This is a genomic window from Rhodococcus sp. 05-2255-1e (assembly GCF_002259025.1).
In the GTDB taxonomy this organism is placed as follows: Bacteria; Actinomycetota; Actinomycetes; order Mycobacteriales; family Mycobacteriaceae; genus Rhodococcoides; species Rhodococcoides fascians.
Genome location: NZ_NOZE01000009.1, coordinates 205,987 through 219,029, shown reverse-complemented (window position 1 = coordinate 219,029; position 13,043 = coordinate 205,987). Strand labels below are relative to the sequence as shown.

The window sequence follows — 13,043 nt, the reverse complement described above, 5'->3', positions numbered from 1 at the left end:
CAGAAGTGAATCTGTTCCAACTGCGACCGGCTGCGTCCAACCGCCTACACGACCGAGAACGACCGCTTCGCCAAGCCGAACTGGAAGCCGGTGATCGCCGTGGTAACCGGCGCCTCGGGATTTTCGGCAGCACCGAGGGTGACGAACAGCGGAGTGAAATGTTCGACGGTGGGGTGGGCATAGGGCATTCCCGGCGCGGCGTTGCGGAAGTCCGCGAGAGTCCCGACGTCACCGCGCGACAATGCGTCGGCTGCCCAGAGGTCGAAGTCCTCGGACCACGTCGGCACGGTGTTGGTTGCGAAATTCTCCCGGGACAGGAACGGCAGTCCGTGGGTCATGAACCCGGAACCGATGACCAACACACCCTCGGCCCGAAGTTCCTTCAGCGCAGCGCCTATCGACATCAGCCGATCGGGCGCGTGCGTCGGCAGGCTCAATTGCAGAACCGGGACATCGGCATAGGGATACATGACTTTCAGCGGCACCCAGGCACCGTGATCGAGTCCGCGCGCGGTGTGCCGATGCAGGTTCTCCGACGCCGGAATGGCCGCGGCCACCCGTGCAGCCAGCGCCTGAGCGTCGGGAGTTCGGTATTCCATCGAGTAGTAACGCTGCGCAAATCCACCGAAGTCGTAGACGAGTGGTGTCGCCGCAGCCGTCGCGGACAGGCTCAACGGGGCCTCTTCCCAGTGCGCGCTGACGATCAGGATCGCCTTCGGCTTGGGCATCGACTGCGACCAGGTGAAGAGCTCGTTCATCCAGAGCGCGTCGTCGAACACCGGGGGTGCACCGTGACTGATGTACAGCGCGGGCATCGGCCCGTCGTGTGGGGTCCACATCTGCTGCGACCGGCTCGCGGGTGCTGCGTCGGCGAGAAACGCATCGAATGCGGCACCCGCGACGGGCGGGTTCATCACAGAAGTCATGGCGGGTCCTTCGAAGTACCTAAGTTGAAACTTCAACTTAGCATCCATTGGGCATTCCAGCCAGCATCGATACTCTCGGCTGTATGCCGGATGTCTATCGCGCCCCGATGCCGAATGGCGTCGAGCGTGCCCTCACCTACGGACTCTGCGGCATGTCGGCGAACGACGAACGCTCGCTACGACGGGTCGCGCGTTTCGAGCAGGTCGCGGACGGATCTTTCGTTTGGACGCGAACCGAGCACGGCGAGTACTTCCTCGGCCGAATTTCCGGCCCACTGCGGGAAGATCACAGCGCCGACGCGGTGGCGTCGAACCTGATCTTCGTCCGGAACTGCGAGTGGATCGGCGAGCCCGTTCCCGAACGCGACGTACCCGCCGCCACACTCCGCACATTCGCGCGTGGCGGGCGGAACTTTCAGCAGACACACGACCCGCAGGTCGGTGCAGAATCGGCTAGCGTGTGGCGAGCGCGAGGTCGCTGACCTGGGGGTCGACCTGAACAACCGAGTAACCCTGGATCTCGAACTTGTTCTCGCCCTCGGGCGGTCCGAGCACGGCGCGAACGATCAGCGTCGCGGCGGCAGCGACGAGTGCGATCACGATGACCACTGCTGCCACGATGAGCAGGGTGCGGGGACCGCCGAACAGGTTCTTCGAGCTCATGGGTCCATCATGACCCCTCCGGGATGAGACATGAATTGCGCGTACTGAAGTGATACAGGTGTTGATCAGATGAGTTCGTGGCTACAGTGAATCCGTGACCGACGCACCCGAGCCCGATTTCTGGTCGTTCATCGACACCGCCAACACCACGCTGGCCCGGGAGTACGGGTTCGAGCATCAGCTGGCCACCGAGGTTCTGCTGACATTGAACCGAGCGTCGAACATTGTCACGTACGACCTCGAGTCGACGGTTCATCGCCCGCGAGGCTGGTCGTGGTCATCGTTTCGGCTGATGTTCGTCACGTGGCTCGCCGGCCCGATCGAGCCACGACGAGCAGCCGAATTGACCGGCATGAGCCGCGCCGCCGTGTCGAACCTGTCCAAGACACTCATCTCCGGCGGCCTGCTCGCCAGTACGCCCGACGAGAAGGACGGGCGTTCGGTGCGCCTCGCCCTGACCGCACTGGGGCACGACGAGATGGTCGAGGCGTTCGCCGAACAGAACGAACGGGAGAACGCATGGGCCAGCGCGCTCACCGAACCCGAACAGCGAATCCTGGTGATGCTGTTGACCAAACTGATCACCAACCGCAGCCAGTTCGACGTCCGGGGGCGCAACTGAAGGTTGCGTAGATCACGTCAAAGTAGTTAATGTCTTTACTACAAGCGGTGACAGAACTCAGGAGAGAGCACGTGGCCTACTACCGGCAGCTCGGATCGGTTCCGCCGAAGCGGCACACCCAGCACCGAACTCCAGACGGCAACCTCTACTACGAGGAGCTGATGGGCGAAGAGGGCTTCTCCTCGGACTCGTCTCTGCTGTACCACCGCCACATACCGTCGGCCATCGTCGATGCCACGGTGTGGGACCTGCCCGATCAATCGACGACGCCGAATCACCCACTCAAACCCCGGCACCTGAAGTTGCACGAGCTGTTTCCCGAGTCCGTCGTTGGGGACACCGACGTGGTCACCGGACGACGCCTCGTTCTGGGCAACGCCGACGTCAGACTGTCCTACGTCGTCGCATCGAAAACTTCACCGCTGTATCGCAATTCGATCGGTGACGAGATGGTCTACGTCGAATCCGGTTCTGCCACCGTCGAAACGGTGTTCGGCGCTCTTCAGGCACAGCAGGGCGACTACGTGCTCATTCCGCGCGCGACAACGCACCGTTGGATTCCCGACGGCACCCTGCGCGCCTACGCCATCGAGGCCAACAGCCACATCGCACCACCGAAACGGTTCCTGTCGAAGTACGGCCAGTTGCTCGAGAACGCTCCCTACTGCGAACGCGATCTGCACGGCCCCACCGAGCCTCTACTCGCCGACGGCGAAGACATCGAAGTACTTGTCAAACACCGTGGTTCGACGGGCATCGTCGGCACCCGCTACGTCTACCCGCAACACCCATTCGACGTGGTCGGTTGGGACGGCTGCCTGTATCCGTACACGTTCAACATCTCCGACTACGAACCGATCACCGGCCGTGTGCATCAACCGCCGCCTGCTCATCAGGCATTCGAGGGGGCCAACTTCGTGATCTGTAATTTCGTTCCGCGCAAGGTCGACTACCACCCGCTCGCAATCCCGGTGCCGTACTACCACTCCAACGTCGACTCCGACGAGATCATGTTCTACGTCGGCGGCGACTACGAGGCCCGCAAGGGTTCCGGAATCGGCCAGGGATCGATCTCGGTGCATCCGGGCGGGCATGCTCACGGGCCGCAACCCGGTGCCTACGAACGCAGTATCGGCGCCGAGTTCTTCGACGAACTGGCCGTCATGGTCGATACCTTCCGCCCCCTCGAACTCGGCGAAGGAGCGCTCGCGTGCGAGGACACCGGGTACGCGTGGACGTGGGCAGGCCGGGGGCCGAACCGATGATCCCGAAGTTCTTCCATCGCCTGTGCGACGACGCCGCTGCCTTCCCTCCCGGCAATGCACCACTCGATGTTGCTGCAGCACAACATCTCGAGTACCGGGCGAGTTCTTTCGCAGACCTCGTCGGACCGTTGGTCGTTCCGATGGACCGGGTGAACGAGCTCGTCCTGGGTGCCCGGATGGAGGTCGCGTTGATCGCACCTGCAGGCCCGGGCAGCGTAGAGGCAGGCCTACGCGCCGCCGACCGCACCGCCGGAGTGACGGTCGTTGCCGTCGAAGTGGCCGTACCCGAGGGCACGAGCATCGACGCCTTGCGCAACATCACTCAGGACATCGACATCTATGTCGAAATTCCCCGAGACTCCCGACGAGACGACATCTTCGACGCTGTCGACGAGTTCGGGTATCGCGCCAAATTCAGGACCGGCGGCGTCACGGCCGACGAGTACCCGGACGAGCGAGAGCTTGCCGCGTCCATCTACGAGGCGGCACAGCGCGAGGTCCACTTCAAAGCCACCGCGGGTCTGCACCATGCCGCCCGTAACACCGATCCCCACAACGGTTTCGAGCAACACGGTTTCCTCAACGTGATCCTCGCGGCGCAGGCCGCACACAGCGGCGCACGCGTCGGCGAGCTCGAGAAGATCCTGGCGATCCGGGACGCCGACGTCCTCGCCGGTCTCGTCGCCGGGATCGAGGGTCAACGCGCCTTCGCCTCGTTCGGCACCTGCAGCATCCGCGAACCGCTGGACGACCTCGTCCGCCTCGGACTCGTCCCACCTCAGTGAACCAAGGAGCGCGCCGTTCATGACGCACATCGACGTCCCCGCCGACTCCGAGTTCGGAATCGACAACCTTCCTTACGGCATTTTCAGTACTCCTGGTTCGGACGCTCGGGTCGGAGTCCGCTACGGCGACAATGTAATCGATCTGTTTGTCGCTCTGAACGATTCGGATCTCGCCTCGCCCAGCCTCAATGCTTTCATGGCGCGCGGCCGCAGTCGGTGGGTCGAGGTCCGCGAGTCCGTCACCGCCATGATCGACAGTGACACGACCCCCGCGGAAGCGATCGTCTCGGTTTCCGACGTCACGATGCATCTGCCGTTCGAAGTTGCGGACTACGTGGACTTCTACGCGTCCGAGCACCACGCGTCCAATCTCGGCCGACTCTTCCGGCCCGATGCCGAACCGCTGCTACCGAATTGGAAGCACCTGCCCGTGGCGTATCACGGCCGGGCAGGGACGGTTGTCGTGTCCGGTACCGATGTCAAGCGTCCGAACGGTCAACGCAAGGCACCCGACGAGGCGTCACCCACGTTCGGCCCATCTCGTCGACTGGACATCGAGGCAGAGATGGGCTTCGTCGTCGGCGTTCCGTCCGACGGTCCCATTTCGCCGGATCAGTTCTCCGAGCACGTGTTCGGTGCCGTCATCGTCAACGACTGGTCTGCTCGCGACATCCAAGCCTGGGAGTACGTGCCGCTGGGCCCGAACCTCGGCAAAAGTTTCGCGACGTCCATCTCGCCCTGGGTGGTCCCCTTGCTCGCGTTGGAACAGGCTCGGATGTCGACGCCGACTCAGGACCCCGCGCCACTCGAACACCTCCGCGAATCCCGTTCCTGGGCACTCGATATCGATCTCTCCGTCACGTGGAACGGCCACGTCGTATCCCGTCCGCCATACAGTTCGATGTATTGGTCGCCGGCCCAGATGCTGGCGCACGAGACCAGCAACGGTGCAACAAGCCGAACCGGTGATCTGTTCGCGTCGGGCACCATCTCGGGACCCGAGAAGAATCAACGCGGTGCCTTCATCGAACTCACCTGGGGTGGAAAGGAACCGGTGTCACTCGGCGCGGAGACCCGGACCTTCCTCGAAGACGGCGACGAGGTCGTCATCGCCGCCAGCGCTCCGGGGCCGAACGGTGCGCGCATCGGGTTCGGCGACGTCCGTGGCCGGATCGTTCCGGCCTGAGCGACTGCTACCAGTCCGACCGCACGAGAAGGGACTCCTCGATCTCCTGTGCTGCTTCGCGCACGGCCTGCCCCCACAGCTGACCCGCCGACGTCGCCACTCTCTCTATCGGACCCGCAACACATACGGCGGCAACGATGCGCTCGTCCCGGCGGACCGGTGCACTCACCGAGGTCAGCCCTGGGGTCCGCTCGGACACCGATTCCCACCACCCGAGTGCGCGACTCTCGGCATCGGCCTCGAGATCGCCGGCCAACACGTGACCGGCCGACCCTGCTCCCAGAGGAAGTAGCGCCCCTACGGGCAACGATGCGCGGAGTTCGTGCTGAGAATCCTCGGAGACCAGGCACAACCGGTGCGATCCCCGTAGTACCCACAACTGGGCGGATTCCCCGGTCTCCTGCCGCAGGCGTCGAAGAATCGGCACCGCCAGTCCGCCGAGAGTGGAGGTACCGAAGCGATCACCGGGGTGAAGAAGACCGTCGTTGTCCCGTCGGAGCATCGAGTACCGCACCATCTCGCCCACCAGTCGATAGACGGTCGATGCCGAGAGGCCCAACAGCTTGGCGAGGTCACCGGTCGTTCGGGGACATGCCTCCACCGCATTCAAAATTGCGGCGGCTCGCGCGAGAACCCCGGTAGTGGTGTCGGCGCTACCGTCCGTCACTGCTGTCGACCTCCGTTTTCGATTCGTGCACCGCACCGGCAACATGGCCGACACTGCCTACGCAGCATAGGTGTCGGGCCGGTGCACGACGCTGTCAGCAGGGCCGAGCGCCACGGTGGACGCCGGCCAGCTCGCGGTAGGTGAGCGCGTTGGCCGTACAGTGCGCCACCTCATCGTTGGTCAATTCCCGGCGAACCTTGGCGGGAACACCGGCGACCAACGATCTCGGTGGAATTTGCGCACCTTCTGTCACCAGCGCACCCGCTGCAACGAGGCAGTCCTCTCCCACCACTGCTCCGTTCATGATGACGGCACCCATGCCGACCAAGGTTCCGTCGCCGACGGTGCAACCGTGCAAGACGGCATTGTGCCCCACACTCACGTTGTGTCCAATCGTGAGCGGGAAGCCCGGATCCACATGTGCGACAACGCCGTCCTGAATATTGGACCCGTTGCCGATCGTGATGTCCTCCGAGTCGGCTCGCAGCACGGCCTGGTACCAGACACTGCAGTCCGGGCTCAGATTCACGCGCCCGACGAGTGTCGCAGTGGGGGCGACCCACGCGGACGCGTCGAGGGTAGGAGATCCGCACTCGAGCGCGAGCAGCATCGACCCTGGGTTTTTGCCGGTCATGAGTTTTTGTTTCCTTCCAGCGGAGCACTGATTGCGAATGTACGCATCACAGTGGTTGTCATAAGTGATCCAGCACACTATGTTCATTCCTAGCAGAAGATAACGCCATTATCAAATAATGATAATCAAGCGGTATTCACCCAGGCTTACTACCCAACTGCAGGGAGAGACCACCGGTGTCCATCACCTCCGAGAACGGCCCTTTGCACGGAATCCGTGTGATCGAACTGGGCAATTTCATCGCCGCACCCTTCGCGAGCCGCCTTTTCGCCGACTTTGGTGCCGACGTCATCAAGATCGAACGTCCCGGCGTCGGCGACGAACTTCGCGGCTGGCGTCGGAGCCGCGGAGACACCTCCATGATGTTTCGGACCATTGCTCGCAACAAACATTCGGTGACTCTCGATCTGCGTACCGACGAAGGCCGCGATCTCGCGCTGAAGTTGGTCGAGACCGCAGATGTCGTCGTCGAGAACTTCCGGCCGGGCACCCTCGAGCGTTGGGGCCTCGGACCCGACCGACTACAGGAAGCCAATCCCGACGTGGTCATGGTCCGCATCTCGGGTTACGGCCAAACCGGCCCGCATCGCGACCGAGCCGGGTTCGGCGGTGTAGCAGAAGCATTCGGCGGACTACGCCACGTCACCGGACACGCGGATCGCGAGCCGGTCCGGCCGGCAGCACCCATCGGCGACGTACTGGCCGGACTACACGGTGCCGTCGGCGCTCTAGTGATGCTCCTGGCTCGCGAACGAAGCGGAAGTCATTCCCGGCCCAAGGTTGCCGACGTCGCCCTGTACGAGGCTGTGTTCATGGCGATGGAATCGCTGGTACCGGACTACGACGCATACGGCACGGTTCGCCAGCGCACAGCCGGCAATCTCCCCGGGGTCGTCCCCAGCGGCATCTATCCTTCTCTGGACGGAAGCGTCATGATTGCCGGCAACTCGAGCAGCGTGTTCGGACGGCTCATGACCGCGGTAGGGCGAGCAGACCTGGCCGCCGACCCGGAACTCGCCGATGGCGACAAGCGATTTGCGCGCGAGGCCGAGCTCGACGGAGCCATCTCCGACTGGACATCGGGGAGGCCGACAGCTGTTGTCGTCGACGAACTCGGTGCCGCCGGTATACCCGTCGGAGAAGTGCTCGATGCAGCCCAGATCGCGGAGGACGAACACTTCGTCTCACGCGGCATGGTGCAACCTCTGAAAGTCTCTGTGGAACAGGGTAGTACCGAGGAAGTACGTTTCCCCGGGGTGGTTCCACGCTTCGGCGATACCGCCACGGCCGTGAGGTGGGCCGGGCCGGACCTGGGCGAGCACACCGACGATGTCCTCGGCCGGACGCTCGGGCTCACCGAGGAGCAGCTGGACGATCTCCGCGCCAGGAAGGTGATCTGAGATGCCTCGCGTACACATCACCGACGTCTATCTCCGAGACGGATTGCAGGACGAGAAGTGCATCGTCACCACCGCAGACAAGCTGGCGGTACTCGACGCCACCCTCGCGTCGGGCATCACGTCCCTCGAGATCGCGTCGTTCGTCTCTGCCACCCGAGTGCCGCAGATGGCCGATGCCGAGGACGTCATCTCACGCGCACCTCGCCGAGACGGAACCCGTTACAGTGCGTTGACTTTGAACAGTCGTGGCGTCCACCGGGCTGCCGAGACGGACATCGACGTGATCCAGATCGTCACGTCCGCCAGCGAGGGTCACAGCCGCGCCAATGCGGGTCGCTCCCCCGACGACGCGTTGCGTGACCTGAGTTCCGCGGTCGCGTTGCACCGGGACCGCACGTTCATCGGCGGAGTGAGCACCGCATTCGTGTGCCCGTTCGACGGTGTCATTACGCCCGATCGGCTCGTCGAGGTCTGCACACGCATGGCAGACATCGGCGTATCGAGCCTCGGTCTTGCGGATACCCTCGGCATCGCCACCGCCGAGCAGGTTCTGACCGGTGTCGAGGCAGTCCGAACAGCGTTGCCCGAGTTGACAATCAGCCTGCATTTGCACAACGCTCACGATCAAGCCCTCGACACAGCAGTACTTGCAGTACTCGACCTCGAGATCGAATACTTCGACAGCGCTCTCGGCGGGTACGGCGGCTGTCCCTTCGCCCCGGGCGCGCACGGAAACCTGGCCACCGAGCAGCTCGTGGACACGTTCCATCGCGCCGGAATCGACACCGGTATCGACACTGCAGCTCTGGCCGTCGCGGCCGATCTCGCTCGTGCAGTGGTCGATCGCGCCCTTCCTCTCCCCACCCCCGCTTCCGCACTGTGATCAGGCGGGCTTCGGCCCGCGCATCGCCGCTTCCCCTGCGGCACAACCACATCCTCCGTCCGAAAGGCCAGCCATGGTCTACGCAATCTCGATCATCGCCCTCATCGCCATCTTCACGGTCGCGACGATCACTCCCATCAACATGGGTCTGCTCGCCTTCGCCGGTGCCTTCATCGTCGGTGGCGCAATATCCGGCATACCTGTCGAAGATGTCATCGACGCCTTCCCCGGTAGCACCTTCATCATCGTCGGCGGCATCACCTTGCTGTTCGCCATCGCCAAGGCCAACGGAACCATCGATGTCGTCATCGATCGATCCCTCCGACTGGTGGGCGGACGGCGCTGGGCCATCCTGTGGATGATGTTCCTGCTGTCCGGCCTGCTGATGGCCCTCGGATCCGTTCTGGCCGTGGGCATGCTGGCACCGATCGCGATGCCATTGGCCAAGCGCAACAACATCAATCCATTCCTGATGGGCATGGTCGTCAGCCATGGAGCTCTGGCCTGCTGCTTCTCGCCGATCAACCTCTACGGAGCATTCGTCAACGGCTTGATGGACTCCACCGGCGTCGGCTCACATCCACTGGCCCTGTTCCTCATCCCGTTCGTACTCAATACCCTCATCGCGCTCGTGCTCTTCCTCGTTCTCGGCCGCGACCTCATCCGAGACCGCACGCGTGCGTTCGATGTCCAGGATTTGCGCGACAACGAAGGCGGATTGCCCGTCCCGTCGGGCCCACGCCCGGGTCATACCGGACTGCCCGAGGGCAGTGGTGGCGGCACTTCGGTGAAGGTCGAGGTAGATCACGTCGAATCTTCCTCGGTCACAACTGTTCCCAACGAGAGCGTCCCGCTCACTCGAGTTCGCGTGTTGACCTTGCTCGGCATTGCAGCGCTTGTTCTGTTGTCCGTGACGCTGGGAGTCGACATCGGCGTCAGCGCGATCTGCGTGTCGGTCGTGTTGCTGCTGTTGGCACCCAAGACCCACCCCAAGGTGGTCGACAACATTGCCTGGCCGGCCGTGGTTCTGGTCTGCGGTGTTCAGACGTACATGGCGGTCATGACCCAGAACGGCACGCTGGGATTCCTCGGCGACGCCGCCTCGGCCCTCGGTTCACCCCTGTTGACAGCGCTCATCCTGTGCTACGCCGTGGCGATCATCTCGGCTTTCGGTTCATCGATCGGCACCATCGGTATCGCACTGCCACTTGCCGCGCCACTGCTCGCGGCCGGCGAGCTCGGAGCCATCGGATTCGTTGCCGCCATTGCCTTCTCGGCTACCGTGGTGGATGTGAGCCCGTTCTCCACCAACGGGGTCATGGTTCTGGCCGAAGCCCGAGTGGACGACAAGGCCCGATTCCAAAGAAAGATGCTCGGCTACTGCGGATTGGTCGTTCTCCTCGCTCCGCCGACCGTATGGCTGCTGACGGTGGTCGCGCCCTCGATGACCTGATCCGAAAGCCTCGACGGCCCCTGCCTCGCCTCGTACGCGCTCAGTCGTGCGTTCGTCGATAGGCAGGGGCCTTCGGCGTTCTGTCGGGCTCGGCGGTGTTCAGCAACGGCATCGCTCGAAACTCGACCAACTCCGAGAGCACGACCACACTGGTGGACCGCGCAATTGTACGAGATTGGTTGAGTACGATCAGGGTTCGCTGTAGGTCGTCATGGGACGCGGCGGCGACTCGGCACAACACATCTCCGGCTCCGGTCGTCGCGAATGCCTCCAACACCCCGGGTATTTGCTCCAGGACGGCGACGACGTCACCGAGCGCGCCCTGGGCAATCTCCAAGGTGACAAACGCCTGCACCCCGTAACCTGCTGCGGCCAAACCGATTCTCGGCTGATAACCGGTGATGACGCCGCTGTCCTCCAATCGCTGCAGACGGGCCGACACGGTCGCACGCGCAACACCGAGCGTTCGAGAGAGCTCGAGCACGCCGATCCTCGAATTGTCATGCAGCGCAGCGAGCATTGCCCGGTCCAACTCGTCCAATGTGGATTCCATCGCGCACCTCCGGTTTGCTATACGAATTGTATAGCAAACCGGGATAAGTCCTAACCCTTCTGTACAGCACAGCTAGTAGAACTTGGGTCGATTGACACCCCCAACATGCGATGTTTGAGTCATCAGGACAGTTCGCGCAGCTGGAACCGAAGGCGGCCGAAACTCTTGTCGCCGCACCCGATCCATCACCTGAACCAGGGAGACTTCATGAGCCTCGACAACATCCTCAACGACGACGAGAAGCTCGCCGATCTCGACGCCGATCAGCTGCGGCAGCTCGTCGGTCTGGTCGAGTACGACGACAAGCGCGACCCCTTCCCGGTCAGTGGCTGGGACGCCATCGTGTGGGTGGTCGGCAACGCGACGCAGACCGCGCACTTCTTCCAGTCCGCCTTCGGCATGGAGCTCGTTGCGTACTCGGGCCCGACCACCGGCCAACGCGACCACCACGCGTACGTGCTCAAGTCCGGCGCAGTGCGTTTCGTCATCAAGGGAGCCGTCGACCCCGACAGCGAACTGGTCGCACACCACACGCGCCACGGCGACGGCGTCATCGACATCGCGCTGGCCGTACCCGATGTCGACCGATGCATCGAGCATGCGCGAGCCCAGGGCGCGCGCGTACTACAAGAGCCGACCGACATGTCCGACGAGCACGGCACGGTCCGCACCGCGGCCATCGCGACCTACGGCGACACCCGACACACGTTGGTCGACCGCTCCCGCTATACCGGCACCTACCTCCCCGGTTATGTGCCACGCACGTCGACGTTGCAGCGACCGGAAGGCGCTCCCAAGCGCATCTTCCAGGCTCTCGATCACGTGGTCGGCAATGTCGAGCTCGGCAAGATGGACGAGTGGGTCGACTTCTACCACCGCGTCATGGGCTTCACGAACATGGCCGAGTTCGTCGGGGCCGACATCGCCACCGATTACTCGGCCTTGATGAGCAAGGTCGTCTCCAACGGCAACCACCGAGTGAAGTTCCCGCTGAACGAGCCGGCCATCGCGAAGAAGCGCTCACAGATCGACGAGTACCTGGATTTCTACCGCGGCCCGGGCGCACAGCATCTGGCGCTGGCGACCAACGACATCCTGTCTTCGGTCGATGCGCTCCGCGCGGCGGGCGTCGAATTTCTCGCCACTCCTGATTCGTACTACGAGGATCCCGCACTGCGAGCCCGTATCGGTAACGTCCGAGTGCCGATCGAAGAGTTGCAGAAGCGCGGAATTCTCGTCGACCGAGACGAGGACGGGTACCTACTGCAGATCTTCACCAAGCCGCTGGTCGATCGCCCGACGGTGTTCTTCGAGATGATCGAACGCCACGGCTCGCTCGGCTTCGGCATTGGCAACTTCAAGGCACTGTTCGAGGCCATCGAACGTGAGCAGGACGCTCGCGGCAACTTCTGACCCGTACCCCGAACGACGCCGCCCACTGTCAGCGTTCGGTGGGCGGCGCAGTTCGTCCCAGACCACCTCGGTCCTCGTCGAAGATCAACCACGTGCGCGTCGCCCGGACGCCGTCGAGCGACTGCAGCCCCTCCAGCACCACTTGCCGCAGGCTCTCGTTGTCGGGAGTCCTGATGAGTACCAGCACGTCGAAATCCCCTCCGAGCAAACTGAAGTGGTCGACGAATTCCATCGACCGCAACCCCTCGGACACACTGCGCCACGAATCCTGACGGATCGACAACGCGATGAACGCTGAGGTCCCTAGCCCGGACGCCCCGTGATCCACCTGCACGGTGAACCGTTCGATGACACCCGCATCCTTGAGCCTGTCCACCCGTGTATAGGTATGTGCCCGAGAGAGATTCAAACGATCGGCCAGCACCCGCATCGAGACCCGCCCGTCGGCAGTCAGCTCGGCGAGGATGCGACGATCCGTGTCGTCCAATTCCACACGTCTCGAGACGTCGTCCATTCGTCCGCTCCTACCTGGTGGTTCGTTGAGTCGATCGGACACATTTCTTGTCTGCGCCGAGATCGGCAGCCATATGTCT

At 63.3% G+C, this 13,043-nt stretch carries 15 protein-coding genes; 9 read left to right on the top strand and 6 right to left on the bottom strand.

All coding sequences use genetic code 11. From position 1 onward, the window contains the following. Positions 1-44: 44 nt before the first annotated feature. Positions 45-926, bottom strand: a complete 882-nt coding sequence (locus CH262_RS04310; RefSeq protein ID WP_094717016.1) for a dioxygenase family protein — start codon at positions 924-926, stop codon at positions 45-47. Between the two features lie 83 nt (positions 927-1,009). Here CH262_RS04310 and CH262_RS04305 point away from each other — a divergent pair, with 83 nt between their 5' ends. After that, positions 1,010-1,408, top strand: coding sequence for a hypothetical protein (locus CH262_RS04305; RefSeq protein WP_094717014.1), 399 nt, complete (start codon positions 1,010-1,012; stop codon positions 1,406-1,408). On the opposite strand, the gene CH262_RS04300 is transcribed toward CH262_RS04305, so the two are convergent. After that, positions 1,380-1,589 carry a hypothetical protein gene (locus CH262_RS04300; protein ID WP_032368666.1) on the bottom strand — a complete coding sequence of 70 codons (210 nt, stop codon included), beginning with the start codon at positions 1,587-1,589 and terminating at the stop codon, positions 1,380-1,382. The genes CH262_RS04305 and CH262_RS04300 overlap by 29 nt on opposite strands. 94 nt (positions 1,590-1,683) lie before the next feature. On the opposite strand from CH262_RS04300, the gene CH262_RS04295 reads away from it, so the two are divergent. From CH262_RS04295 to fahA, 4 genes are all read left to right on the top strand, one after another. Beyond that, on the top strand, positions 1,684-2,211 hold the full coding sequence (locus CH262_RS04295; protein ID WP_032384151.1) for a MarR family winged helix-turn-helix transcriptional regulator: 528 nt from the start codon (positions 1,684-1,686) through the stop codon (positions 2,209-2,211). A gap of 71 nt (positions 2,212-2,282) precedes the next feature. Further along, on the top strand, positions 2,283-3,476 hold the full coding sequence (locus tag CH262_RS04290; protein ID WP_094717012.1) for a homogentisate 1,2-dioxygenase: 1,194 nt from the start codon (positions 2,283-2,285) through the stop codon (positions 3,474-3,476). Next, complete coding sequence (locus CH262_RS04285; protein ID WP_306436771.1) at positions 3,422-4,261, top strand: hypothetical protein; 840 nt, start codon at positions 3,422-3,424, stop codon at positions 4,259-4,261. Before CH262_RS04290 ends, CH262_RS04285 begins: the two co-directional genes overlap by 55 nt. A 19-nt stretch (positions 4,262-4,280) precedes the next feature. After that, positions 4,281-5,447 (top strand): fumarylacetoacetase, encoded by a 1,167-nt coding sequence (fahA, locus tag CH262_RS04280; protein ID WP_094717008.1) that lies wholly within the window; start codon positions 4,281-4,283, stop codon positions 5,445-5,447. A gap of 7 nt (positions 5,448-5,454) precedes the next feature. Here fahA and CH262_RS04275 read toward each other — a convergent pair whose 3' ends face one another. Beyond that, the gene (locus CH262_RS04275; protein ID WP_256988705.1) at positions 5,455-6,114 is read right to left on the bottom strand and encodes an IclR family transcriptional regulator; all 660 of its coding nucleotides are present in this window, start codon (positions 6,112-6,114) and stop codon (positions 5,455-5,457) included. A gap of 94 nt (positions 6,115-6,208) precedes the next feature. Beyond that, positions 6,209-6,748 carry a gamma carbonic anhydrase family protein gene (locus CH262_RS04270; protein ID WP_179274909.1) on the bottom strand — a complete coding sequence of 180 codons (540 nt, stop codon included), beginning with the start codon at positions 6,746-6,748 and terminating at the stop codon, positions 6,209-6,211. 176 nt (positions 6,749-6,924) lie between these two features. Here CH262_RS04270 and CH262_RS04265 point away from each other — a divergent pair, with 176 nt between their 5' ends. The 3 genes from CH262_RS04265 to CH262_RS04255 all read left to right on the top strand — a co-directional run bounded on the left by CH262_RS04265 (position 6,925) and on the right by CH262_RS04255 (position 10,484). Continuing rightward, on the top strand, positions 6,925-8,148 hold the full coding sequence (locus CH262_RS04265) for a CaiB/BaiF CoA transferase family protein (RefSeq protein ID WP_256988704.1): 1,224 nt from the start codon (positions 6,925-6,927) through the stop codon (positions 8,146-8,148). A 1-nt stretch (position 8,149) separates the two neighbouring features. Then, complete coding sequence (locus CH262_RS04260; protein ID WP_032385926.1) at positions 8,150-9,031, top strand: hydroxymethylglutaryl-CoA lyase; 882 nt, start codon at positions 8,150-8,152, stop codon at positions 9,029-9,031. Positions 9,032-9,104: 73 nt separating this feature from the next. Next, entirely contained in the window at positions 9,105-10,484 is a 1,380-nt protein-coding gene (locus tag CH262_RS04255; RefSeq protein WP_032385925.1) for an SLC13 family permease, read from the top strand. 40 nt (positions 10,485-10,524) lie between these two features. Here CH262_RS04255 and CH262_RS04250 read toward each other — a convergent pair whose 3' ends face one another. Then, a complete protein-coding gene (locus CH262_RS04250) occupies positions 10,525-11,037 on the bottom strand; it encodes an Lrp/AsnC family transcriptional regulator (protein ID WP_032385924.1) in 513 nt (170 codons plus the stop codon). Positions 11,038-11,244: 207 nt separating this feature from the next. Between CH262_RS04250 and hppD the strand changes: the two genes are divergently transcribed. Then, positions 11,245-12,450, top strand: a complete 1,206-nt coding sequence (gene hppD / locus CH262_RS04245; protein ID WP_032386563.1) for a 4-hydroxyphenylpyruvate dioxygenase — start codon at positions 11,245-11,247, stop codon at positions 12,448-12,450. 28 nt (positions 12,451-12,478) lie between these two features. On the opposite strand, the gene CH262_RS04240 is transcribed toward hppD, so the two are convergent. Continuing rightward, positions 12,479-12,964 (bottom strand): Lrp/AsnC family transcriptional regulator, encoded by a 486-nt coding sequence (locus CH262_RS04240; RefSeq protein ID WP_032368670.1) that lies wholly within the window; start codon positions 12,962-12,964, stop codon positions 12,479-12,481. Positions 12,965-13,043: the final 79 nt, after the last annotated feature.